The following is a 21,172-nucleotide window of genomic DNA, read 5'->3' on the forward strand; positions in this document are numbered from 1 at the left end:
TTTTTCTGGCGAATGTTACATCCGCCTGAACTGCCCGCCCCTGTTGTCACTGGTGAGGCCGCGATCCGCAATGCCTATTCCCTGACCGATCACACCGGGCAGGCCGTGACGGCGGAAAGCTATGCCGGGCGCTGGCAGCTTGTCTTCTTCGGCTTCACCTACTGCCCCGACATCTGCCCGACGACGCTGGCTTATCTGGCTAGTGTTATGGACACTCTCGGTCCGCAGGCCGAGCGCGTGGTGCCGATCTTCATTACTGTCGATCCAGCGCGAGACACGGCAGAGGTGATGGCTGAATATGTCTCCGCCTTCCATCCGCGAATGGTCGGACTGACCGGCACCGAAGCACAGGTGGCCGAGGCGGCCGGCAATTTTCGCGTCTGGTATGAGCGGTCCGAAGACGAGGCCGCGCCCGACGGCTATCTCATGGCCCATCCCGGCCACATCTACCTGATGCGCCCCGATGGACGTTTCGAGGATGTATTCATTGAGAGCGACCAGTCGGCCGGGGACCTGGCGGAACACATCTCAAGCCTGATTGAAAACGAGGAACGATCTGGATGAAACATTTCTTAGGTGCGGCATTCATTGCCGCTCTGCCAACGTTGTCCATAGCTGAGGTGACAGTCACCTCCCCGTGGGCGCGCGCAACGATCATCGCGAACCGTCCCGGCGCCGGCTACCTGAGCCTGACCAGCGATACGGGCGACCGCCTGCTGTCGGTGTCTAGCCCGGTTGCGGGCATGGTGATGATCCACGCGGTCGAAACAGACGGAAACGGTGTCTCTCGCATGGTGCATCTCGACGCGCTCGACCTGCCCGAGGGCGAAACCGTGACGCTTGCGCCCGGTGACATGCATCTGATGCTGATGCAGCTCACACAGAAGCTCGAAGAGGGCACGAGCTTTCCGCTGACCCTGACTTTCGAAACCGCGGGTGAGATCGCGGTCGAGGTGAGGGTTCTGGGCATTGTCGCCACCGGTCCGGAGAGCGCGGAATGAAACGCATGGTTGTTGCCCTCGCGCTGCTAGCTGGGACTGCCATGGAGGCCTCCGCCCATCACCCCGGCGAGAGGATCGACGAGGTGATGGCCGAGCGGGAGCCGGCATTCGAACCGACCGACCTGAGCCGGACACCGCAATTGGCGCTGACAGATGCCAGCGGCTCGGTTGTCCAGATACACGATATGAAAGACAAGATCGTGGTACTCAGCTTCATCCCAAGGACCTGTGGCGCCCCCTGTGCGGCGCAGCAGGCCCTCCTGAGAGAAGTTCAGGAGTCGGTGAATGTCACGCCAATGCGCGAGATGGTTGTCTTTCTGACTGCTGGCACCGCACCTGATCCGGGCTGGGACGACGCGAACTGGAGCCGTGTCGCCGTGGAAAACGGAACGGCACCCGCCGCCGCCTCATTCTCTGCCCTGTCTGAGCGTGAAAGCGAGGCGCCCATGGTCCACATCATCGCATGGGGCGGGCGTCATGCGGGCATTTTCCATGGAGTGGAGTTCGGCCGGGTCAACCTTGTTCTCTATATCAATGAGTTGACCCGCGCGCCCTTGCCAGAGCCGGGACTTCTGGATCGTGTCCTTGGAATTTTCAACTGAAATTGGAGATAGCGCATGGCTGATCTTTCACTTCTGGGGATGATCGCGGCCCTTCTGGCCGGAGCGATCTCCTTCGTATCGCCCTGTGTGCTGCCATTGGTGCCGGGCTATGTCTCCTATATTGCAGGGCGGACCACTTCTGGCGATGCCGAGGCCGGCCGGGCTCAGACCCTTTGGCTCAGCCTCTGCTTCGTGCTCGGGTTCTCAACGATTTTCATGGCACTCGGGGCTTCGGCAACGGCCCTGGGTCAGGCACTGTTACGGTGGCGGTATGAACTCAACCTCATCGGCGGCGGCATCGTGATCCTGTTCGGGTTGTTCATGATCGGCGCGGCGCGGATCGGCGCCATGGAGCGGGATCTTCGGTTCCAAATTGACATCCCCGGCGGCAGGCCGACCGCGTCCTATGTTCTGGGGCTCGCGTTCGGTTTCGGCTGGACTCCTTGCATCGGCCCTATTCTCGGCGCGATCCTCACTGCCAGCGCGGCGAGCGCAACGGTTGGGCAAGGTGTCACCCTGCTGGCAGTTTATTCGGCCGGCCTCGGCGTGCCGTTCCTGATTGTTGCCGGGTTCACCGATCGGCTTGTTGGCCGTTTGCGAGGTGCCAGACGGTTCGGGCGCCGCCTGCATCAGGCCGCCGGTGCGGTGATGGTTGTGATGGGACTGGCGATGATGACCGGGCAGCTCACCGCGCTGTCCTACTGGCTGCTCGGTGTCTTTCCGGTCCTCGGGCGGATCGGGTAACTGCCAAATGCTTGTCAAACGCTGATAATTGATCCGGGGATCAAACCTGTCTGTTCCACCGCCACGAGTACAAGACCGGCATCACAGGTGCATTCTATTTGCACGAGCCGACAGTCAGCCAACCAGTCAATCCTCGCGGTTGGATCCAGCGCATGAACGTTCCGGGCGAGTTGGCCGTAGTCCGTCTCGCCCGTATAGAATGGGACATCAATGATCAGCTTTCGGTTCATTGCCAAACACAATGCGATGTTCCGGCGCTGGAGGGTCAAGACTTATCCGGTACGGCACAAGAGCTGCGCCACGTCCATAACGAAGATCTGCGTGTCAATCGGCATGATACCGGGACGTGGCATATGCATTCAAAAATGGCCCTGAATCAATACTGATACAAGACCAGCGGCATTCTCCAGGCTGATGGCTACAAGGGGTATGCCAAGCTCTATGCCGCGGACCTGGACGGCAAGAGCCAGTTCCGGGAGGCCGCGTGCTGGGCGCATCTTCGCCGCGACTTTCACGATGTCTGGACCGCGACGAAATCCGCAATCGCGCGCGAGGCGCTCGACCGTATCGGCAAGCTCTACGACATCGAACGAGAAATCAGCGGCAAGCCTGCCGAACTGCGGCTGGCCGTGCGCCAAAAGGAAAGCAAGCCCAAGGTTGATGCGTTCCGGGACTGGGCCGAAAGGCAGCTCACCCGTATTCCCGGTAAGAGTGATCTGGCCAAGGCGTTCCGCTACGGGCTGAGCCGTTGGGCTTCATTCACGCTGTTTCTGGAGGACGGGCGCGTGGCCATCGACAACAATCCCGCCGAGCGCGCGCTGCGGCCCATTGGCGTTGGCAGGCGGAACTGGCTATTCGCGGGTTCGGATACCGGCGGTGAAACGCTCGCCCGCGCCATGACCGTCATCGAGACGGCAAAGATGAACGGCCTCGATCCGCAGGCCTACCTCGCAGATGTCTTGGACCGTATCCACGATCACATGGTCAACCGGCTGGCCGAATTGCTCCCTTGGAACTGGAAGCCGGCAGATCAGAGCCGCAGCGAGGCTGCGTGATGGCAGCGACGACCTACGTCTGCTCCATCGCCCATGTCGCCAGCCTGCTGGGCGAGGATCCTGGACTTCTCGAGGCCATCGTCAGCAACGACGACAACCTCTCCTACGGCAACATCGTCAGCGTCCACATCGGACGGGACGACTACATTACGGCGCTGACCGACGAGGGCATCGACGAATTGCGCGACATGCTGGCATCAGCACGAGTGTCCGTTGAGGCTTGGCACAGCTTCCTCGAAGACTTCGTCGCTGAGCCCGGCATCATCGCCCGCGTCAACAATCAACCGCTGCGGTAAAAATCGGGCGCTTACGATACATCTACGACGTCCCCCATATCAGAACACTTTAACGAGCCGTGCCCTGAACAGGTCGATGTTCACCCTGCTATCGAAGCCGTCGCGTGGCGCGATGGGGCAAAGCCGAACATATGAGCAGCTTGGGTCAATGGCAGGTTTGTCTGCGCGACCTGTGAGTTCGACTTCTGATCCTCGCTGCGGTCTGCATGAATGACCGTTCCTACCGCTGCACAGCGGCGCCAAATTTCTCGCGCACGCGGCATTTCTGAAGCTGCGAGCACACGCAGCGAAAAATACCAAGGAACAGGTTGGGCTCACCGCCGTCATGCGGCGGCGCGGCACCAGGGGCAGCTGCCAATAGCACCGCACGTGGCGAGCTGCTCCAACGCAGGCAGCCCGAAGCGGTCCCATGCCTAGTGACCACTCAGGCGGGCTAGCACGTGCAGGTCGGGCGGAGAGTCGCCATTCGCTGCACGTGCGGAATGACTAACCTCACAACCTAAAAGCTGACATTGAGAAGCCAATCTAGGAATCGCTTCAGGCACCAGACAATCAGCCGCTAAGAAGCCGCCTTATTAGTCAAAATCTGGCCCGGCGGCGATGGTATCTTGCTGTCCGACGTTCAGGCTGGCCAAATAACACATCGGGGATGGGCCTGCTTTCAGAGATATGCTCGAGCAGTTTGAGTTTCGGGTACTCAAATCCATATACCCAATCGTTCGTAACCGCCCGATTTGAACCGCCTGCTCGTGTGTCCTGGAGATTGGTAAGAAACGTCCATAAAGACGTCTTTAATGACGTCTCCTACAGGGAGGGAGGCAGCTGTGCGGGGCGAAATTCTTGGCTTGGAGCGTCGGCGCCGCTGGAGTGACGACGAGAAGTTGGCGATTGTGCTTTCGGTCGGGGTGAACGGCGCGACCGTGTCGCAGGTCGCACAGCGCCACGAGATCAGGCGGCAGCAGATCTATGCCTGGCGATACGAGCTGAGGAGGAAGGGGCTTCTGACGCCAGACGACGCGACGCTATTCCTGCCCGTCGATATTACGTCGCCGCCGGAACCGCAGGAAGCGTGCGCCCCTGAAGCGAGCTTGGCGTTGATTGAGGTGGTTCTACGCAATGGTCGCAGCTTGCGGGTCGATGCCCATGTGGATGCGGCGGTGCTGACCCGTTTGATCCAGGCGGTGGAGGCGGCATGATCGGCCCGGGAACCGGCATTCGCGTTTACCTGGCCTGCGGTCACACTGATATGCGCAAAGGTATCGCGGGGCTTTCAGCGATCGCGCAGGATGTCTTGAGGCAGCGGCCATCGAACGGTGCCGTGTTCGCGTTTCGAGGGCGCCGCGGCGACAGGGTGAAGCTTCTGTATTGGGATGGCCAGGGCTTTTGCCTGTATTACAAAGTCCTGGAGAAGGGTCGTTTCCCATGGCCTGCGGCGACGGATGGCAGCGTGCGTCTGACCGCCGCTCAATTGGCCATGCTCTGGGAGGGGATCGACTGGCGCAGGCCGGATTGGGGCGCGCCACCAGCCCGGACGGGCTGATTTATCTCCCTGGAATCGTTTGTTTTTATGGCGTCCGACCTTGGAGAATGGTATCCACCACCATGTCCGTAGAAGCCACGCCTCTCCCCAATGATCCCGCCGTTCTGAAGGCGATGATCGCCGCGTTGCAGGCGGAAAACCAGAAGATGTCCGCCAGTTTGCGGGCGCATGATCTGCTGGTTCAGGCGCTGCGCGTCCGGATTGCCAGATTGCAGAAGCAGAAATTCGGCTCCAGTTCGGAAAAGATCGAGCGGGAGATCGAGCAACTGGAACTGGCGCTGGAGGACCTGCAGGTTGCGCTCGCCGAGGCGGATGAACTGCCGCCGGAGGGCGACGATGAGCCGGAGACGGACAACCAGACCCCGGAACCAGCCGAACCGCGGGAGTCGAGGCGCCGCCGTCCGAAGGTGTCGCAGGACACGCCGCGCGAACGCCGCGAGCTTGACCCCGGCGACAGTTGCCCGGATTGCGGGGGCGATCTGCGTGTGGTCGGGGAGGATGTCAGCGAGCTGATCGACATGATTGCAGCCCAGCTGAAGGTCATCGAGATCGCGCGTATCAAGAAATCCTGCCGGCGCTGCGAGCGTATGGTTCAAAGCCCGGCACCCAGCCGTCCGATCCCACGGAGCATGGCGGGCCCGAACCTTCTGGCTTATGTGCTGACCTCGAAGTTCGACGACCACGTGCCGTTGTATCGTCAGAACGAGATCTTCGCCCGCATGGGGGCAGACATCCCGGACACGACCCTGGTCGACTGGTGCGGCGGGGCAATGAAGGCGCTGGCGCCGCTGATCGAGAAGATCGAGGCCGAGATCATGGCCAGCAATCTTCTGCACGCAGATGACACGCCCATCCGGGTTCTCGATCGCGGCCGCCGCGACAAGGGGCTCGGAAAGGGCGTCAAGAAAGGCCGGATCTGGGCCTATGTCCGGGATCAGCGCCCATGGGCGGGCACGGCCCCGCCCGGTGCGGTCTATCACTTTGCCCCGGACTGGAAGGAAGAGCATGTCCTCGCCCATCTTGGCGAGACCAGCGGCATTCTCCAGGCTGATGGCTACAAGGGGTATGCCAAGCTCTATGCCGCGGACCTGGACGGCAAGAGCCAGTTCCGGGAGGCCGCGTGCTGGGCGCATCTTCGCCGCGACTTTCACGATGTCTGGACCGCGACGAAATCCGCAATCGCGCGCGAGGCGCTCGACCGTATCGGCAAGCTCTACGACATCGAACGAGAAATCAGCGGCAAGCCTGCCGAACTGCGGCTGGCCGTGCGCCAAAAGGAAAGCAAGCCCAAGGTTGATGCGTTCCGGGACTGGGCCGAAAGGCAGCTCACCCGTATTCCCGGTAAGAGTGATCTGGCCAAGGCGTTCCGCTACGGGCTGAGCCGTTGGGCTTCATTCACGCTGTTTCTGGAGGACGGGCGCGTGGCCATCGACAACAATCCCGCCGAGCGCGCGCTGCGGCCCATTGGCGTTGGCAGGCGGAACTGGCTATTCGCGGGTTCGGATACCGGCGGTGAAACGCTCGCCCGCGCCATGACCGTCATCGAGACGGCAAAGATGAACGGCCTCGATCCGCAGGCCTACCTCGCAGATGTCTTGGACCGTATCCACGATCACATGGTCAACCGGCTGGCCGAATTGCTCCCTTGGAACTGGAAGCCGGCAGATCAGAGCCGCAGCGAGGCTGCGTGATGGCAGCGACGACCTACGTCTGCTCCATCGCCCATGTCGCCAGCCTGCTGGGCGAGGATCCTGGACTTCTCGAGGCCATCGTCAGCAACGACGACAACCTCTCCTACGGCAACATCGTCAGCGTCCACATCGGACGGGACGACTACATTACGGCGCTGACCGACGAGGGCATCGACGAATTGCGCGACATGCTGGCATCAGCACGAGTGTCCGTTGAGGCTTGGCACAGCTTCCTCGAAGACTTCGTCGCTGAGCCCGGCATCATCGCCCGCGTCAACAATCAACCGCTGCGGTAAAAATCGGGCGCTTACAATCGTTCTTAATTCGACGGAGGATCCAAACTGTGTCTTTGCCAAAATCGAATGCAACGATTACTCCGACGTGAACCCATTCTTTGATCAGCCGTAAATCATAGACCCAAATCTGTTGAACAAGCCCATCCTTCGTTGGGTGTTCTAAGCCGTCTTTCAGTGCTGTTTGAAACTGCTTGGGATCCGTCTTTCGCCTAGTTCCATCGACAACCCAAAACATCGGGTTATGAAACTCCGTTCTCTTACGGGCCTCTGTCGGCTTGATGTAAGAGTGCTGAAACTCGACAACCAAACCCTTTGGCGTCTTGATGTCTGCGATATGAAGTTCACCCGCTTCATCTCGAGCTGGGATCTCCTGCCAATCAGACGGGAAGTGGTTCTTCCAGTCCCGATGCCACTGCGTTTCGTTTTCCCACCAGTGGTCGCAATGCCGCTGACCTTTATGCGCCCAGTGCCAAACTTTCTTGGTTCCGCATCGTGCGATGAGTTCTGCACCACATCCTGGGCATTTGCCTTTGGCGCCTGGGGTGGCTTCAACTCGTTTGCCCTCGTCTAAAGCGAAACGCATCGATACGCCCCCACCTGTGCGGGCCGTGTGCCGCGATACCCCGATCGCTTTATTCGCTCGCAAACCATTTGTGTCATTCCATTCTCTTGTTCGGTGATTGCGGCCGCCCACCCTTGCACCAATGAACCTGACCCTTTTTGACCCAGAAATGGCATCCACAGTCATTTTGCTGATGCACCGACGGGTGGAGTGTGGGTCTCTGCCAGAAATCTGTCCTAATGCTCCAGCGAGGTCGGCGATCTGGGTTGAGAGACAAAGCGATCCTCTCGCCGCAGCCGCCAGGGCAGGAGAGACAGGCCCATTTTTGGATCGCGCCGCTCTCGACCAAGATTAACTCGTCCGGTTCTGATTCAGGCGTTTGCGGAAAGGCGTCCTGCCTGCTCACCAGATAGTCATACCTCAGCACTCCAAGCTGCCGAAGCAGGTTTGCCAATAGCTTTTTCATCTCACGTCACCATGTCCATAAAGGGTGTCATGTCCCCCCGGCCCAGCGTTTCAGTTGCATCACAACACGGGCAACCCGGGCGCGGCGAAATCTCAGGAAAACGCTCATCGCGCGCGTGAAACCGGCGCATCCGCGTCGGTGCCATTCCGTTTGCTCCGGCAAACCCGGTGATACCGGTCAGCCATTCATTGACCGCCATGGCACCCGCCTCTGTCGTGAAGGTCACAACGGCAGGGGAGGGGTCACCCTCACCGAGCAGATAGGCTTCCTCTTTCAGTTTTTCATAAGCCTCTGGATCAGTTCGCTGCAAGGCTTCCTCGCGAGCGCGTTGCGGGTTGATGAACCCGCCGCAAAGCAGACAAGGGTGTCCGGGCACAAGGGTGGTAACCCGGGCAAACAGATCGAACGACTGAGCATCGCGACGCTGCATTGCCAGACCGACATCGATGACCGCAATGCCATAGAAACGGGCGAAGCGGTTCAGAAAAAGCCGACCGGCGTGGTCATCCGTGCAGCAGAAAATCACATCACAAGATTTCAACGCGTCCCATGTGCATGGCTCTCCGGCCCAGGCATCGATGGTTACCAACGACATGCCAAGATCGGCCTCCGCAACTGTCCGCGCGTGAATGTCGGCCTTGGCTCGATGAGCATCAACATCCTCCTGTCGTGCGCCATGGAGCCTGTTGAGATTTGTATCTTCAGCATGGTCCTTTTCGAAGAGGACCGCTTCGCGCACGCCAAGACGCATCAGTAAGGGCAACACTGCGCTTCCCGTAGCACCCCCTCCGGAAATGCCGCAGCGAAACTGCGTGATCATTGCATTGGCCTGATCGCCGAAGAGACGGTTTTGACGGTCCAGAAAGCCCAGATTGCTGCCGTTCTCCGCGGTGAGGGTCAGGCGCGGTCCTGTGTGAAGAATACGCGTGATGGCCGTTGACTTTTCGGCCGAGCGCCAAATCCTCACGGCAATCTCGCCGTCGCTCGCAATCAAAACGCTGATCAGTCCGGGTGCACTCTTGGTCAGGGCGGTCCGCGCAAGTTCCGCCTCGTTCCGGTTATCTTGTTTGGAAAAACGGGCCCGGCCCTTTGGATGGGTATGAACGATGGCGGGAACCAGGCCATCGGACTTGGCGCGACCAAGCAATCGCATGAAGCTGTCGGTTTGCCACGTCACGTGGCGCTCGGAGGCTGAGACCACGTCGTCATCATCGAGGTCGATGAAAGCATGCGAAACGAGCCGTGTGCGAGCAGTGTCCGTCCAGGGGTCTTTCTCAATCGCCGCCGTCCCAAAAAGCATGTAGGCGGAACGCTCGGCACCGGCACCCTGCGCGAGCAGGGACCGGATACCGGCTTCGTGCGGACCAGCCAGAATAATATCTAACGGGCCCTTCATGGCCGCGCCTCGGCGAGAGCGGTTTTGATCCGTGCCACCATCGTGCGCAAACCATCAATCCCGGGCCGCCAGGCGTTGTTGTGGCGCGACCAGCGCTGCCAAACACGACCTGCATAGGTGTGCTGCACCGTACAGGCTTTCGGGACCTGACCACACGCCAGCGTCAAATGCGGAGATGCATAAAACATATCAGGCGCGCAGTCGGGGTACCCGGCTGGCAGGAGAACGAGGATGTCCGCGGCTTCGACATTGAATTTGCCTTCCGGCAGGTCGAGCGACTTCAGGATGATGCCGGTCTCACGGCCTTGCTGAACGACGTCGAACTGATAGCCGTGGTCCACCAGAAAAGTCTGATCGAACGACGGAAGGGTGTCCCCCTCCGTCGTCTGATCGATGAGCGAGATGAACCGCTCCACACCCTTGGCATCGAGATTGATGACATCGCTGTCCGCAATCTTGCGGTCCTGCTGGCCCGGAATTTCCTGCCAGAGATTGTAGTTCGCCGGCAGGTCCGCAAGCTTGCGCAGTACAAATCCGCTGATGCACGCGCGCGGCCATTCAAGATCCTTGTCGTCGATCTTAAACTTGAAGACACGGTCCGTCCGCGCGACCAGCACTTTCTCAGCACCGCGACCGCGCAGATCATAGCTTTCGTCGAGGCGAATGTCTTCGAAGTCCCCATTTGGCAAAATGGCGATTGCCACATGCTCATCAACAGGATGTCCGCCGGCAGCTTCGATCAACTGGCGACCGAGAACCTTTGGGTCATCGAAAACGTGTTTTTTGTAGTTGAGGCTCTCATCAGCGATGAAGACCGGGAAGCGAGGATCATTTCCTTGCGATTTCATTGTGTTCGTCCTTAAGAAGTTGGCGGACGCAAACCTCATGTCTGCGCCTTCACAAGGACAATCGCGGCGTCAGGAGGAATCCGGTAAGCCTGATCCAATTTTTTTTCTGAGTAGTCCCGAGGGCGGTTCGTTGCAGATGAAGAAATATGCGCAGCGGGCGCAGCGATCGCTGCGTTTTGGAGGAAAACGCCCTTCCAGGATCGCAATTGCGGCTTGAGCGATCTTTGTTTTCCGGTTCCCCAACTTCGTGCTGCTCATGGTCAATCGATCCTGCGTCGCGCCGGTCAGGAATACGAACTCTGCCTCGCCATGGCCTTCAGCGGCGAGCTGAAAGGCGGCCGCATCTAAGGACTCGACAGCGTTCGTGGTCTTGCGTCCTGTTTTGATGCGCCGCAATACCCTGCCAGATGCAGCATCGACTTCCTCATGTGCAGATACGACAATTTCCGCCTCACCGAACTTCAAAGAAATTGGTGTTGGTGCGCGCCGTTTTTCGCCTGTTCGAACCAATCGGAAAAAACTCAGCAGCTCGTCTGATATCTGACGGTACTCGGCAGCGTAACCATGATCCACCGGACCATTCTCCATCCACGCCTTATCCATAATGGCTGCGAGTTCTGCATCGCTTGGTTCATCGTTCAAACGAGACGTCAGCTCATCGACTACGCCCTGGACTGCGTTGTGCATACGCATAAGGGGAGACTCTGCGCGACGACCGCCCACTTGCAACACATGTGCAAAGAAAAACCGCCGTGGGCACTTTTCATAGGCCGCAAGCTGGGAAGGCGATATGCGAGCGATGCCATCAACCTCCAACTTTATTCCATTCGCTGATACCGCGCCTTCAGCCGAAGCCGATTGCGGAGCTTCGCTCGGAACATGACCAGATATGTCATCCACGAACTTCGATCTCTTGCTGTAGGCATAAAGTATCAGTCGCTCCTCCGCTCTGGATAAAGCGACGAAAAACAAACATTGCTGCTCCTCGTCATGCCCAGACGTGAGCGCGTCACAGCCCTTAAAGGGCGCACCCTCGATCATGCCGTCAGGAGGCGCAAGTCCGCGGTTTTGCTTAGCTGACAGCGGAATGGATCGGCTGGTCAATGCCGGCAAATGCAGGACTTTGAACTCAAGCCCTTTGCTTCCATGAATTGTCATGATCCGGACGGCATCGATGCTCTGTGCGGCGTCTGGCAGGTCCCGCAAATCCCGCTCATCCGACAAAATGACCAGGCGCCGAATATGATCGAGCAAATCGCGAATGGGATATCCGGATCTTTTCGGCAATGTGGACCTGAGAAAGCTCTGAAACTGCCATAAGGCAATCGCAGGATTTGCGTTCCCCGATTTTGCCTCTTTGGCAATTTCGGCCGCCAGACGCGTCCGATCGAGGTATATCGTTGTGATCACGCGCCAGGCCGTTGATGTCGGCTCAAAGTCCCCAAACGCCTCTATCAATCTGGCAAGGGAAATTAGACCGCCATCGCTCAGGGCCTCCAGACCCGAAAGCGTTTGCCGCCAGTCCAGGGGCAGTGGTTTCTCGGTAGAGCGGACCGCCTCAACACAAGATGAGACATCCTCGATTGTCAATTGGAAGGGAAGAAGAGACGCGACACATGTCAGCCCCATGGCCCGCGGATCGACCACCAGCGAAAGAAGGGAGAGCGCTTGCTTGATCTCGGGCCTGTCGAAAAGAGGCCCTAGAAACAAGACCGGAATGCCCCGTGCCTCCAGGCCGGCAGCAATCTCCGCCAGTCTCGCATTACCCTTACAAATGACGGCCTGATCACGGAAGGACGTGGTCTCGCTACAAGCGTCTCTGATGCGTGATGCGATTTCGTCGATCTCCCGATCCTTGGAATCGACACTCACAAAGACCGGGCTAATGCCGTTAGAGCCCTTGTGTGATTTCGCTTCAAAGCCCGGCTCGGCTGCTGCCATGCGTGTTTGAGCGAAGCCTTTGAAGGTGTCACAAATCTCCTGTGAGGACCGGTAATTGATGCTGAGCGGAAGGGAAGCGCCGCCCAAAAAATCTTCTGTACCAAACCGGTCGATGTTGAACGAGGACGCGCCTCGAAACCGATAGATCGATTGTTTGGCATCTCCCACGACCCAGAGATTTGTACCGTCCGGCTTGAGGGCTTTCAGCAATCGCACGCTGGCGCGGTTCACATCCTGGTACTCATCCACGAGAACGTGGTCATAATGCCGCTGAAGTTCAGTCCGAACCTCTGCGTCGCTCTCCAGCAATATCGTCGGCCGGGCAACCAGATCCCCGAAATCAACCTCGCCGCGTGCCGCCTTCAACTCCTCATAGAGATCGAAGACCGCGGCGATCTCGAGGCACTTTTCTGCCGCAACGATATCTTCGTCTGTGGTTGCGACTGCCATCATCTGCTCTGCAAGCTCGCGATAGCGAATGTTGTCGACGACCTCATCCTTGGCGCGCGAAATGGCTGAGAGGATATTGCGCAGGGTATCTGTCGGATCCCAAAGTTCGTTGAAATGCTTCAAACGCAGCCGTGGGAATTCATCCTCCAATAGGGCAATGGCTTCCGTCGTATCAATCATACGTGGATCCGCAGGAAGACCCACGCGGTCGTGAAACCTACGCAGGATATCAAGCCCAAATGAGTGAAAGGTCCCAATCCAGGCGGCACCAGCAGCTTCCGGCCAAACCCGCAGCGCCCGATCGGTCATCTCTCCGGCGGCCTTGTTGGAAAATGTCAGAAGCAGAATGGACTCTGGCTGCACAGCACGGTCTCGTAGCACAGACAGGCGGCCAACGAGCGTCTGAGTTTTTCCCGTCCCGGGTCCCGCCTTCAGCAGAAGCGCCTTTCCGTCATGATCCGCAGCAAGTTGTTGCTCACGGTTCAATGGTTTGGGCGGGCTTGCAACATCCGGCGTGTCCTCCAACACCGGTAACAAAAGCGCATCAAATAGCTGGACCGCGACCATGTCGTAGGGGGCGCCAAGACGCTCCGAAATCTCCTTTGCGCCAAGGTTGTCTTCGACATGCCAGGACCAGGCCAAACTGCGCGGAAAGAGGAACTCCCGCGCAAACATATCCATCTGGACTTCCTGGCGAGCACGGTTGCTGTAATCGACAACGCGATCCGCCCCAACTGAGGCAGGAGCAGACGATCGTGCCGGATCGATGTTCACGGTTGGCGGGACATCAATACCTCCGCCAAATTCGTCATGACCTAGCTCATGGGCAACAAGAAACGCATTTAAAAACTCATTGCCGGTATCCTCATGCAGGATGACTTTGGCACTCGGCTGCAAGAGCGCTCGTCCCCCTTTGAGCTGGGGATGGTCTGGAGCGAGCTTGCGGACTTCGTAATCCCGAGCTTCTGCCTCTTGGAAAGCAAATGAATAGGGCTGGGTTGGATCGCCTCCCTTGCTCCTACGCTCAGTGTGAAGACGCGCGGCGCATCGACGAACGGCTTCAATTCGATCCATCATCTGCAAGCAACTCTTGCAATGCGCGTTGCTCCTCCTCGGTCAATCCAGCCTGGTCTACATAATCTTGGAATTCGATGGCCGGTTGCGCTTCAGGTTTCACATCAGATTTCATCGCAACGGCCTGTTGATCGCCAATTTGCATGCCGCTGATGACATCCTGCAGTCTCACATCCAGCAGTTTTGCGAGCTTATTAAGGAGCGAAATCGGCATCGAGCCAATATGGACAACACTTGCTTGCAACCCCATGAGGAAACTCCGCGGCAACCCCAACGTTTTTGAGAGTTCACGAACGTCGGCGCCGTACAGTGCTTGCTCGACCTTCTGAACCCGCAAGACGCTGGACTTCATAGCTTTGGTCTCAAGCGGGAGACTTGCCTCGACCGCTTCCATGTCGCTCATTGTCAGCTCGTGGAACAGATCCAAGAGATCGTCTGCAAATTCAGGGTATTTGCTCAAATAGGTTTTCAGCACGGCAGGCGACATTTCAGGCTCAATCGTGAAGTCGCTGAGGACATCTTCTCTATTAGTCATCATTGTCCTCCAGTTTGAGTGCGCGTCTGATCTTTTCAAACGCACGATCACGCCTGTTTCGTACGGTTTTTTCGACGCAGTCGAGCAGTTGGGTCATTGAAGGCTCACCGTCTTTGTTTGTCTCAATGGGAATCTCTGCGAGCATCAAATCGATCACCTTTCGTTCTTCCTCGGGTAAGGCGTCAATCGCGCGACGTATGCGAAACCGGTAATCAAAATCTTCTTCTTTTGTCAGGCCTGACTTTTTGTATCGCTCAAGCGCCTCTTCGACCTCCTCGCGGATATCCTCGCTGCCATCGTGGTGCACAACGGATTCTGTGGCGTTTTCCCGACCACTTACCTGCCGAAATTTGTCTATGCGAACGGAGCGAACGGCCCGGTCAAAAAACACCTCATATGCGTCAAGCTGTTCTACGTAGCCCTGCCGGTCCTCAAACATGAGCTCGGTGACACGTTCTACTGTTTTGTCGCGGATCTCGGCGACGCGAAAATCCTCGACGTCCTTATCGCCGCGTCGGCTATTGGGCCGGGGACAGGCAGCTTCAATCCGATCCAACAAAATGTTGTAAAGTGCCACAAACCGGCCATCCGCATTGTCGGTCTTGGTTTGTCTCAGGTGATAGAGCAGCACTTCGGAAGGCACGTAGTCGGCGTGCTGCCGATCTCGCATCGCAGCTTTTTCCAGGAGTTCCTCAAAGGGCCAATCAAGGCTCAAGCGGATAAACGCTGTAATCTCATCCCGCCGGGTATATAGCTTTCCGCTTACTGTTCGTTTTCTGAGGGGTTCAATGCACATATCAAGTTCATAATTGCCGTAAATCAATTCGTTAGTTCGGTTTCTCTAGCGCGTTCCCTGCTTTGCTTTTACCTTGCAAACTGTCAGAAAACAAGCTATATATCTGACGCAAAGGAGCTGACATGAGAACCACATCCGAAGCGATCAAAGCCTATGCGGCAGTGTTGCCGGAAGGCGCGACCCTTTCTGCAAAAGAGCTTCTCCACCTTGGAGAGCGCGCTGCAATCGACCAGGCCTTGTCTCGTTTGGTGAAGCGTGGCGAGCTCATGCGCGTAAAACGTGGTCTGTTCGCCCTGCCTGTAAAGACCCGCTTCGGGGCGCGTGCGCCATCTGTTGAGGCTGTTGTTGAGAGCATCGCAAAAACCACAGGAGAGCGTGTGTCCCTAAGCGGTGCCTCCGCGGCCAATATACTTGGTTTGTCGACGCAAAACCCCTCCCGCCAGATCTACTGGACGTCCGGTCCCAGTCGCAATCTGAAGCTTGGAGCCCAAAACGTGGAATTGAAGCATGTTCCGAGTTGGCAGCTGCGTGCGCCAAACAGCCGGGCCGGGCATGCCTTCAGGGCATTGGCTTACTTTGGGAAATCAGAAGCAGGCAAGGCTTTGGGGCGTATCAAGTCCCAACTGAGTGAAAACGAGCGGCGTGAGCTACTCGCCTTACGCGCCAGCGCGCCGACTTGGATGGCGAAAGAACTAAGCACCCTAGCCGCGGCGTGATGACACGAACCCCAAGCTATTTCGATCTAACCGAAAGCGACAAAATCGATGCACTCGAAGCGGCTGCCTCAAATTTGGGGCGGCCCGCTGATCTCCTCGAAAAAGACATCTGGGTCGTTTGGGCGCTCAATGCTCTTTTCGAAAGCGAATGGAGCGATCATCTCGTATTCAAGGGCGGCACGTCCCTGTCAAAAGTCTACAAGGCGATCGACCGATTTTCTGAAGACGTCGATGTGACCTATGACATTCGACAGATTATCCCCGATCTCATCTCAGACCCCGAGACCCCGTATCCACCAAGCCGGTCCCAGGCAAGGAAGTGGTCAGAGGCCGTGCAAGAGCGCCTGTCAGCTTGGATCGAGACCGACGTAATGCCTTTGTTAATTACTCAATTTGAAAGCCAGAAGCTCCCAGCATCACTGCGGCAGGACAATGGCCGACTTTATCTGGATTACGAAGCTGTGCGCGGCAACAACGGATATGTGCGACCCGCGGTGCTCCTGGAGTTCGGTGCACGCTCAACGGGCGAGCCTGCCGAACGGCACAGAGTAACCTGCGATCTAGTCGAGGGGGTCGAAGGGCTCATATTGCCCACGGCCCATCCAAGGGTCATGATTGCGGAACGCACATTCTGGGAAAAAGCCACTGCCGTTCACGCGTATTGCCTGCGCGGAGCCTTTCGCGGTGGCGATCGTTATGCGCGGCATTGGTACGATCTTGACTGCTTGGATCAGATCGGGATTGCCCAAAAGGCCTTTGATGATCGAGGGCTCGCTAACGCTGTAGCCGAGCACAAGCAACATTTCTTTCGGGAGACTGACAATACAGGAAAGGTGATCGAATATGCGACAGCAGTATCCGGTTCACTTTGTTTGGCACCCGAGGGCGAGCCTTTGGAGGCGCTTCATCAGGATTACCAAAAGATGATCGATGCCGGGCTCCTGCGATCCGACGCAATCGGTTTTGATGAACTCATGGAAAGAATGGCCGATCTGCAAATCCGGGCCAATACGATGGTGAAATAGTGTCTCGATCACCGAACGAAAATCCGTACTGGCACGAATTCAAAAAACCACTCGCCTTTGATTGCGACGCAATTGAAGCCATGTGCCTTGAAGCGTTAGAGATCACACTCGCAACGAGAGGTGTTGAAGCCTTTTGGAATGATGACCTTCAGGAATTTGGCGAAGATCCCGCTTGGTCGCACCCATTGCTGGTCAAACGGCACCAAGACGCGGCCGAGGAGCGACTATCGAGGATTCTGCTGACCATGGCGGCGTCCTACCGCGCTCTCGATGACCAGTTGCGAGAGGAACAAGGGTTCTAGACATTCAAAGCCAAACAGCTTGCAGCACATGGCGGGTTTCTCACCATCCATGAAGGCGAGGAGATCTCCGAAACACTTCGCGAATGCTGCAACAAAATTATCCACACCGATGACTTTCGTCCCGTCTATGACAATGGATCACAGCCTCGAGATGAGGGCATTTGGTCGATGACCGGAGAAATCGAACTCGAGGGAACAATGCGGCGCAAACCCTGGCAAGTTGCGTTTGACCTTTTCAGCATGCTGGAGGCCATGCTCGAGACGGTCGATTTCCTCCAAACAACTTAGCACGGTTCTAAGGACCAAACACCTGTACAACAAGGCTTGTACTGTCGCGGACTTCCCCCTGACGGCAGATCCGCAGAGCTTTCTTCAGAGTATTTTTGGGCCTCATCTTTATTGAGGCCTATTTGAGCGCGACGCGGCATGTCGGTGTCGAGCAGCCACTCGATGATGAACATCCAAGTCAAAGCACAGACCCTTAAGTTGACACTGAGCACCAATGGCTGCTTCGACTGGCCGCACCGCAGCAACGGCATGTGGCGTTCAGGTCCGATATGGGCCGGTCAGGTTCCGAAGAGCGAACAGGGTTCGCAACTTTGCAGCGGCAGCTTTCTGCGCTCTGCTGCCGCCGGCGTGACCCGCAGCATCATATGAGGCAGCTTGGCCTGCCGAGGGTCCGCTTCCGGGAAATTGACCAAGGAATTTGGCGCCGGCAGCATCTTTGGCGCGACACCCCTTGTCTACGGCCGCTTTGGGCTGAGCCTGTATGCTGCGCCTGCGAAGCAGGCAGCCCAGGCGTTCGTTTCTCAACACGCCTGAGCTACACCGCTTCGTACCTCTAACCGCCTAACAATCCGTCGACTTTCCTGGCCACTTTTTCTGCAGCCTTAGCCAGGTAACTTGCATCGAGGTGCGCGTAACGCTCGGTGCTGTCCGGTGACCTGTGGCCGAGCAGCTTACCGGTCATGTGCAGGGTTTCCCCTGACATGATGGCGTGAGAGGCGTAGGTGTGGCGGAGATCGTGCAACCGGATTCCGTCGGGCAAACCGGCCAGATGTTTGAAGGTTTTCCAGGCGTGATCGATGGATGTGCGATGCGGCTTCTTGGTGCGCTGAGCCGGGAACACGTAGCTGGACCGGCGCTGTTTACGCAACCGGTCGAGGTACTGGATAGCAGCATCGCTCAGATTGACCTCGCGCGGTCCCGTCTTGGTGCGCCGGAGGGCAAGCTTGTCCTTCCGGACCTCATCCCACCTCAACCGCAGGATCTCGCCGGAGCGGCAGCCTGTCAGCAGCATCAGCCAAATTGCGTCCGCAGCGTCCCGCTGTCTGGCGGTTGCGGAGTCCAGCACGGCCGCCAGCCGCCGGAGCTGGTCGCCGCTCAGCATGCGCCCGCGCGCCAAGCGCCGGTTGAACCGCAGAGGCGCGGCCGGATTGGGAAAGTCTGCGGAGAGATGACCCGCTTCCCGGGCCCAGTTCAGAATTGTCGTAAAGTGACCAAGCGCCTGGTTGGCCCCGCCCGGCCGGGAGCGGGAATAGGCATAGAACCACTCGGCAATCTCCGGCGTCGTAATCCGTGCAATCTTCCGCGGACCAAAGGCGGGCAGAAGCTGGGTGTCCAGATAGTACCCCAGAGAGGAAAGCGTGGAGGCGGCATAGACCCCGCGCTTGGCGTCCAGGAAGGCGGCGCAGAGCGCCGCAAAGGTGAGCGTGTTGCGCTGCAGCGGGGCAGGGGGGTGCTGGCGGTTGCCCATGTGCCCGTGGAAGGCTTCGCGTGCCGCATCGGGATCCATGTCCTCAAAACGGCCCAGGGTGACGCGCCGGGTCTTGCCGGCGTCCCGTTTCCAGCAGACCCAGGATTTTGCGCCGCCGGGCTGGACACGCAGGGCTAGGCCTTCGCATTGCGCGTCATGCAGCACGTATTCCTTCTTGCGCGGTTTGAGGGACGACAGGATCAGCGGGGTGAGAAGGCTGACGGTCTTCATGTGCCTGCCCTCCGGTTCTGGCTCGCACGTCTCCATGCGACCAGCCCTTTCCGGAAGGTGGCAGGGTCGATCCCGTTTTCAGCACAGAAGGCGTCGATGGAGAGGGACGATCTGCAGAAGCGCTGGTAAAGGGAACGGCCCGCCCCGCGCCCCGAGGCCGGAGCCTTGACGATTTTTTCCAGATGGGTGCCGACGCGCTGGCTTGCAGCCTTGATGGTGCGGTCCTCCAAATGCGCATAGCCTTCGGTGGTTGCGAGATCGGAATGGCCGAGCAGCCCGCCGATCACGCGCAGATCCAGCCCGGCATTGATCCCCGCCGACGCAAAGCTGTGGCGCAGATCGTGCAAGCGGACTTGTCCTAGCTTTGCGCTCTGCCGGACCTTGCGCCAGGCCCTGTCGATCCGGTGATCCGGCAGCGGCTCTTTACCCTCACCGAACACGTATAGGTTGCTGCGCGGAAAGGAGGCCAGAACCCGTTTTGCGGGTCGCCCGAGCCAGATCGCGCGCGGTCCGGACTTGGCATCCGGCAGAGCACAGCGCGGCCCGTCGATCATGTCCCACCGCAGCGCCAGCGCTTCCCCCTTGCGGCAGCCGGTGAGGGCGAGAAAACGGAAGCAGCCCGCCTCGCGCGGGTGGGTTTCCTCCAGCCGCCGCAGAGCAACGCCCAGCCGGGCCCATTGCGCCTCAGTGAGGTAAGTGGCAGTGAAGCTTGTCTTGCGGCGCCTCAGCCCCTTGCAAGGGTTGCTGCCGGGCGGCTGCAAGCCAAGCAGTTCCGCGTGCCGCATCATACCGGATAGCACGGCGAGAGCGCGGTTGGCGCTGGCGGCACTGCCGGGCAGGCCGTCTTTCCAGGAAATCAAATCTGCCCGAGTCACCTGATTGAGCCGCTTGCTGCCCAGGAAGGGTATGATGAGGTGCTCGACGTTGTGGGTGTGGCCGCGCAGCGTCGCCGGTTTCCAGCTCGGGGCGAGATCCTTGAGATAGCGGCGGCTGAAGGCGGCCACAGTCGGGGAACTGTCCGGAGCGGCCCCTGCTTCCACGCCATCGAGCAGCGCACGGGCCAGCTCGCGGGCCTGGGCCAGGGGGATCGCATCGGCCCGCCCGAGCGTTTGTTTCCGGGTCCGGCCGCCGGCGCGCCATTGCACTATCCAGGAGCGCGTGCTGCCGCGCTGCCTGAGGCCGAGCTTGGGAACCTCGGTGTCCCAAAGAACGGTCTCCAGCGTTTGTCTTCCAGTGCCGGATTTGGCGGTGTTCAGAGCGGATTTGCGCATGGCTGTCTTCCTTCTCTGCTTCAGGAAAAAATCCACGCAGTTTCCCGGGAAGCGTCCAGGAAAAGCGGGGAAGCAGCATAATTCAGGAAGAGAAACCGCCGCAGCGGCGCGTTCCGCAGGCGGGAAAGCCAGTCAGTTGAATGGCTTACCGGGTGCCTTGGAACGCCGGTTTCGGCCCGGGGGCCTCAGATTTGTACCACACATGACGCAGCAAGCTGCAGATCACCTCAAGGCACAGATTTAATTAGCAAAATTGGCTTCTTAATAAGTTAGCTCTTCTAGACCCGTTTTTGCCCGCATTTTAAAGGGGGTCATCGGCGCACCAAAAGCGCGTAAGCGAAATTATGTAAAATAAGTCAGTCTATCTGACCTGAATTCCGCCTTCTATGCCTGCGCCTGGCTTCATCTGGCCTTTAGCTCTTAGTGTCATGAAGAGATCAATCTAGAAGAATGCTGTATGAAGTGGTTCTTGCTGGAGCTGTCTAGGCAGTCCGCGGCTGCAGTGAAACTCGCTAAATATGACTTATCAAAAATGGTGCTGTGATCTTGGGATGCTCGAGCAAAACCATGCAGAGACT

General features: G+C 58.4%; 22 protein-coding genes and 2 pseudogenes. 14 read left to right on the top strand and 10 right to left on the bottom strand.

Features of this window, described 5'->3' with window-relative positions; genetic code table 11:
* Nucleotides 1-12: 12 nt before the first annotated feature.
* From ACXAED_RS24330 to ACXAED_RS24375, 10 genes and pseudogenes are all read left to right on the top strand, one after another.
* The gene (locus ACXAED_RS24330; RefSeq protein WP_475054325.1) at nt 13-564 is read left to right on the top strand and encodes an SCO family protein; all 552 of its coding nucleotides are present in this window, start codon (nt 13-15) and stop codon (nt 562-564) included.
* On the top strand, nt 561-1,001 hold the full coding sequence (locus ACXAED_RS24335) for a copper chaperone PCu(A)C (protein WP_323780771.1): 441 nt from the start codon (nt 561-563) through the stop codon (nt 999-1,001). The genes ACXAED_RS24330 and ACXAED_RS24335 overlap by 4 nt, the downstream gene beginning before the upstream one ends.
* The gene (locus ACXAED_RS24340) at nt 998-1,603 is read left to right on the top strand and encodes a TlpA family protein disulfide reductase (RefSeq protein WP_475054328.1); all 606 of its coding nucleotides are present in this window, start codon (nt 998-1,000) and stop codon (nt 1,601-1,603) included. The genes ACXAED_RS24335 and ACXAED_RS24340 overlap by 4 nt, the downstream gene beginning before the upstream one ends.
* A gap of 15 nt (nt 1,604-1,618) precedes the next feature.
* Nucleotides 1,619-2,347 (top strand): cytochrome c biogenesis CcdA family protein, encoded by a 729-nt coding sequence (locus tag ACXAED_RS24345; protein WP_323780766.1) that lies wholly within the window; start codon nt 1,619-1,621, stop codon nt 2,345-2,347.
* A 392-nt stretch (nt 2,348-2,739) separates the two neighbouring features.
* Nucleotides 2,740-3,402 (top strand): annotated as a pseudogene (gene tnpC, locus ACXAED_RS24350) (IS66 family transposase); the annotation flags it as partial.
* Nucleotides 3,402-3,698 (top strand): hypothetical protein, encoded by a 297-nt coding sequence (locus tag ACXAED_RS24355; RefSeq protein WP_141889230.1) that lies wholly within the window; start codon nt 3,402-3,404, stop codon nt 3,696-3,698. The pseudogene tnpC (ACXAED_RS24350) and the gene ACXAED_RS24355, both read left to right, overlap by 1 nt.
* A gap of 794 nt (nt 3,699-4,492) precedes the next feature.
* Nucleotides 4,493-4,894 (top strand): IS66-like element accessory protein TnpA, encoded by a 402-nt coding sequence (tnpA, locus tag ACXAED_RS24360; protein WP_167510219.1) that lies wholly within the window; start codon nt 4,493-4,495, stop codon nt 4,892-4,894.
* On the top strand, nt 4,891-5,238 hold the full coding sequence (gene tnpB / locus ACXAED_RS24365) for an IS66 family insertion sequence element accessory protein TnpB (RefSeq protein ID WP_141889229.1): 348 nt from the start codon (nt 4,891-4,893) through the stop codon (nt 5,236-5,238). Before tnpA ends, tnpB begins: the two co-directional genes overlap by 4 nt.
* 62 nt (nt 5,239-5,300) lie before the next feature.
* Complete coding sequence (gene tnpC / locus ACXAED_RS24370) at nt 5,301-6,929, top strand: IS66 family transposase (protein ID WP_141889295.1); 1,629 nt, start codon at nt 5,301-5,303, stop codon at nt 6,927-6,929.
* Entirely contained in the window at nt 6,929-7,225 is a 297-nt protein-coding gene (locus tag ACXAED_RS24375; RefSeq protein WP_141889230.1) for a hypothetical protein, read from the top strand. The genes tnpC (ACXAED_RS24370) and ACXAED_RS24375 overlap by 1 nt, the downstream gene beginning before the upstream one ends.
* Here the strand turns inward: ACXAED_RS24375 and ACXAED_RS24380 are convergent.
* The 7 genes from ACXAED_RS24380 to ACXAED_RS24410 all read right to left on the bottom strand — a co-directional run bounded on the left by ACXAED_RS24380 (nt 7,203) and on the right by ACXAED_RS24410 (nt 15,293).
* Nucleotides 7,203-7,808: a competence protein CoiA gene (locus tag ACXAED_RS24380; RefSeq protein ID WP_475054331.1), complete on the bottom strand. Its 606-nt coding sequence runs from the start codon at nt 7,806-7,808 to the stop codon at nt 7,203-7,205. The genes ACXAED_RS24375 and ACXAED_RS24380 overlap by 23 nt on opposite strands.
* Before the next feature lie 73 nt (nt 7,809-7,881).
* Entirely contained in the window at nt 7,882-8,253 is a 372-nt protein-coding gene (locus tag ACXAED_RS24385) for a ubiquitination-like system serine protease family protein (RefSeq protein ID WP_475054334.1), read from the bottom strand.
* A 1-nt stretch (nt 8,254) separates the two neighbouring features.
* Nucleotides 8,255-9,649, bottom strand: a complete 1,395-nt coding sequence (locus ACXAED_RS24390; protein ID WP_475054336.1) for a ThiF family adenylyltransferase — start codon at nt 9,647-9,649, stop codon at nt 8,255-8,257.
* Nucleotides 9,646-10,497, bottom strand: a complete 852-nt coding sequence (locus tag ACXAED_RS24395; RefSeq protein WP_475054338.1) for a multiubiquitin domain-containing protein — start codon at nt 10,495-10,497, stop codon at nt 9,646-9,648. The genes ACXAED_RS24390 and ACXAED_RS24395 overlap by 4 nt, the downstream gene beginning before the upstream one ends.
* A 69-nt stretch (nt 10,498-10,566) precedes the next feature.
* The gene (locus ACXAED_RS24400) at nt 10,567-13,965 is read right to left on the bottom strand and encodes a UvrD-helicase domain-containing protein (RefSeq protein ID WP_475054341.1); all 3,399 of its coding nucleotides are present in this window, start codon (nt 13,963-13,965) and stop codon (nt 10,567-10,569) included.
* Nucleotides 13,949-14,497 carry a hypothetical protein gene (locus ACXAED_RS24405; RefSeq protein WP_475054344.1) on the bottom strand — a complete coding sequence of 183 codons (549 nt, stop codon included), beginning with the start codon at nt 14,495-14,497 and terminating at the stop codon, nt 13,949-13,951. Before ACXAED_RS24405 ends, ACXAED_RS24400 begins: the two co-directional genes overlap by 17 nt.
* A complete protein-coding gene (locus ACXAED_RS24410) occupies nt 14,490-15,293 on the bottom strand; it encodes an RNA polymerase sigma factor (protein ID WP_475054345.1) in 804 nt (267 codons plus the stop codon). Before ACXAED_RS24410 ends, ACXAED_RS24405 begins: the two co-directional genes overlap by 8 nt.
* A gap of 122 nt (nt 15,294-15,415) precedes the next feature.
* Here ACXAED_RS24410 and ACXAED_RS24415 point away from each other — a divergent pair, with 122 nt between their 5' ends.
* From ACXAED_RS24415 to ACXAED_RS24425, 3 genes are read left to right on the top strand one after another with little or no spacing between them, the layout of a single operon-like run.
* Complete coding sequence (locus tag ACXAED_RS24415; RefSeq protein ID WP_170497075.1) at nt 15,416-16,009, top strand: DUF6088 family protein; 594 nt, start codon at nt 15,416-15,418, stop codon at nt 16,007-16,009.
* Complete coding sequence (locus ACXAED_RS24420) at nt 16,009-17,034, top strand: nucleotidyl transferase AbiEii/AbiGii toxin family protein (protein ID WP_475054346.1); 1,026 nt, start codon at nt 16,009-16,011, stop codon at nt 17,032-17,034. The genes ACXAED_RS24415 and ACXAED_RS24420 overlap by 1 nt, the downstream gene beginning before the upstream one ends.
* Nucleotides 17,034-17,336, top strand: a complete 303-nt coding sequence (locus ACXAED_RS24425) for a hypothetical protein (RefSeq protein WP_475054349.1) — start codon at nt 17,034-17,036, stop codon at nt 17,334-17,336. The genes ACXAED_RS24420 and ACXAED_RS24425 overlap by 1 nt, the downstream gene beginning before the upstream one ends.
* Nucleotides 17,337-17,658: 322 nt before the next feature.
* On the opposite strand, the pseudogene ACXAED_RS24430 reads toward ACXAED_RS24425, so the two are convergent.
* Nucleotides 17,659-17,797 (bottom strand): annotated as a pseudogene (locus ACXAED_RS24430) (Tn3 family transposase); the annotation flags it as partial.
* On the opposite strand from ACXAED_RS24430, the gene ACXAED_RS24435 reads away from it, so the two are divergent.
* Complete coding sequence (locus tag ACXAED_RS24435) at nt 17,787-17,993, top strand: hypothetical protein (protein WP_475054351.1); 207 nt, start codon at nt 17,787-17,789, stop codon at nt 17,991-17,993. The pseudogene ACXAED_RS24430 and the gene ACXAED_RS24435 sit on opposite strands and share 11 nt — an antisense overlap.
* A 184-nt stretch (nt 17,994-18,177) precedes the next feature.
* On the opposite strand, the gene ACXAED_RS24440 is transcribed toward ACXAED_RS24435, so the two are convergent.
* Both ACXAED_RS24440 and ACXAED_RS24445 read right to left on the bottom strand, forming a co-directional pair.
* A complete protein-coding gene (locus tag ACXAED_RS24440) occupies nt 18,178-19,323 on the bottom strand; it encodes a tyrosine-type recombinase/integrase (RefSeq protein ID WP_475054352.1) in 1,146 nt (381 codons plus the stop codon).
* Nucleotides 19,320-20,594 (bottom strand): tyrosine-type recombinase/integrase, encoded by a 1,275-nt coding sequence (locus ACXAED_RS24445; protein ID WP_475054353.1) that lies wholly within the window; start codon nt 20,592-20,594, stop codon nt 19,320-19,322. Before ACXAED_RS24445 ends, ACXAED_RS24440 begins: the two co-directional genes overlap by 4 nt.
* Nucleotides 20,595-21,172: the final 578 nt, after the last annotated feature.

This window comes from Leisingera sp. ABM4_103 (assembly GCF_056158685.1).

Bases quoted from the DNA above. Each gene is read 5' to 3' on its own strand.
- ACXAED_RS24330 (WP_475054325.1), top strand. From the start codon at position 13: ATGTTACATCCGCCTGAACTGCCCGCCCCTGTTGTCACTGGTGAGGCC.
- ACXAED_RS24335 (WP_323780771.1), top strand. From the start codon at position 561: ATGAAACATTTCTTAGGTGCGGCATTCATTGCCGCTCTGCCAACGTTG.
- ACXAED_RS24340 (WP_475054328.1), top strand. From the start codon at position 998: ATGAAACGCATGGTTGTTGCCCTCGCGCTGCTAGCTGGGACTGCCATG.
- ACXAED_RS24345 (WP_323780766.1), top strand. From the start codon at position 1,619: ATGGCTGATCTTTCACTTCTGGGGATGATCGCGGCCCTTCTGGCCGGA.
- ACXAED_RS24355 (WP_141889230.1), top strand. From the start codon at position 3,402: ATGGCAGCGACGACCTACGTCTGCTCCATCGCCCATGTCGCCAGCCTG.
- tnpA (WP_167510219.1), top strand. From the start codon at position 4,493: ATGACGTCTCCTACAGGGAGGGAGGCAGCTGTGCGGGGCGAAATTCTT.
- tnpB (WP_141889229.1), top strand. From the start codon at position 4,891: ATGATCGGCCCGGGAACCGGCATTCGCGTTTACCTGGCCTGCGGTCAC.
- tnpC (WP_141889295.1), top strand. From the start codon at position 5,301: ATGTCCGTAGAAGCCACGCCTCTCCCCAATGATCCCGCCGTTCTGAAG.
- ACXAED_RS24375 (WP_141889230.1), top strand. From the start codon at position 6,929: ATGGCAGCGACGACCTACGTCTGCTCCATCGCCCATGTCGCCAGCCTG.
- ACXAED_RS24380 (WP_475054331.1), bottom strand. From the start codon at position 7,808: ATGCGTTTCGCTTTAGACGAGGGCAAACGAGTTGAAGCCACCCCAGGC.
- ACXAED_RS24385 (WP_475054334.1), bottom strand. From the start codon at position 8,253: ATGAAAAAGCTATTGGCAAACCTGCTTCGGCAGCTTGGAGTGCTGAGG.
- ACXAED_RS24390 (WP_475054336.1), bottom strand. From the start codon at position 9,649: ATGAAGGGCCCGTTAGATATTATTCTGGCTGGTCCGCACGAAGCCGGT.
- ACXAED_RS24395 (WP_475054338.1), bottom strand. From the start codon at position 10,497: ATGAAATCGCAAGGAAATGATCCTCGCTTCCCGGTCTTCATCGCTGAT.
- ACXAED_RS24400 (WP_475054341.1), bottom strand. From the start codon at position 13,965: ATGATGGATCGAATTGAAGCCGTTCGTCGATGCGCCGCGCGTCTTCAC.
- ACXAED_RS24405 (WP_475054344.1), bottom strand. From the start codon at position 14,497: ATGACTAATAGAGAAGATGTCCTCAGCGACTTCACGATTGAGCCTGAA.
- ACXAED_RS24410 (WP_475054345.1), bottom strand. From the start codon at position 15,293: ATGTGCATTGAACCCCTCAGAAAACGAACAGTAAGCGGAAAGCTATAT.
- ACXAED_RS24415 (WP_170497075.1), top strand. From the start codon at position 15,416: ATGAGAACCACATCCGAAGCGATCAAAGCCTATGCGGCAGTGTTGCCG.
- ACXAED_RS24420 (WP_475054346.1), top strand. From the start codon at position 16,009: ATGACACGAACCCCAAGCTATTTCGATCTAACCGAAAGCGACAAAATC.
- ACXAED_RS24435 (WP_475054351.1), top strand. From the start codon at position 17,787: ATGATGAACATCCAAGTCAAAGCACAGACCCTTAAGTTGACACTGAGC.
- ACXAED_RS24440 (WP_475054352.1), bottom strand. From the start codon at position 19,323: ATGAAGACCGTCAGCCTTCTCACCCCGCTGATCCTGTCGTCCCTCAAA.
- ACXAED_RS24445 (WP_475054353.1), bottom strand. From the start codon at position 20,594: ATGCGCAAATCCGCTCTGAACACCGCCAAATCCGGCACTGGAAGACAA.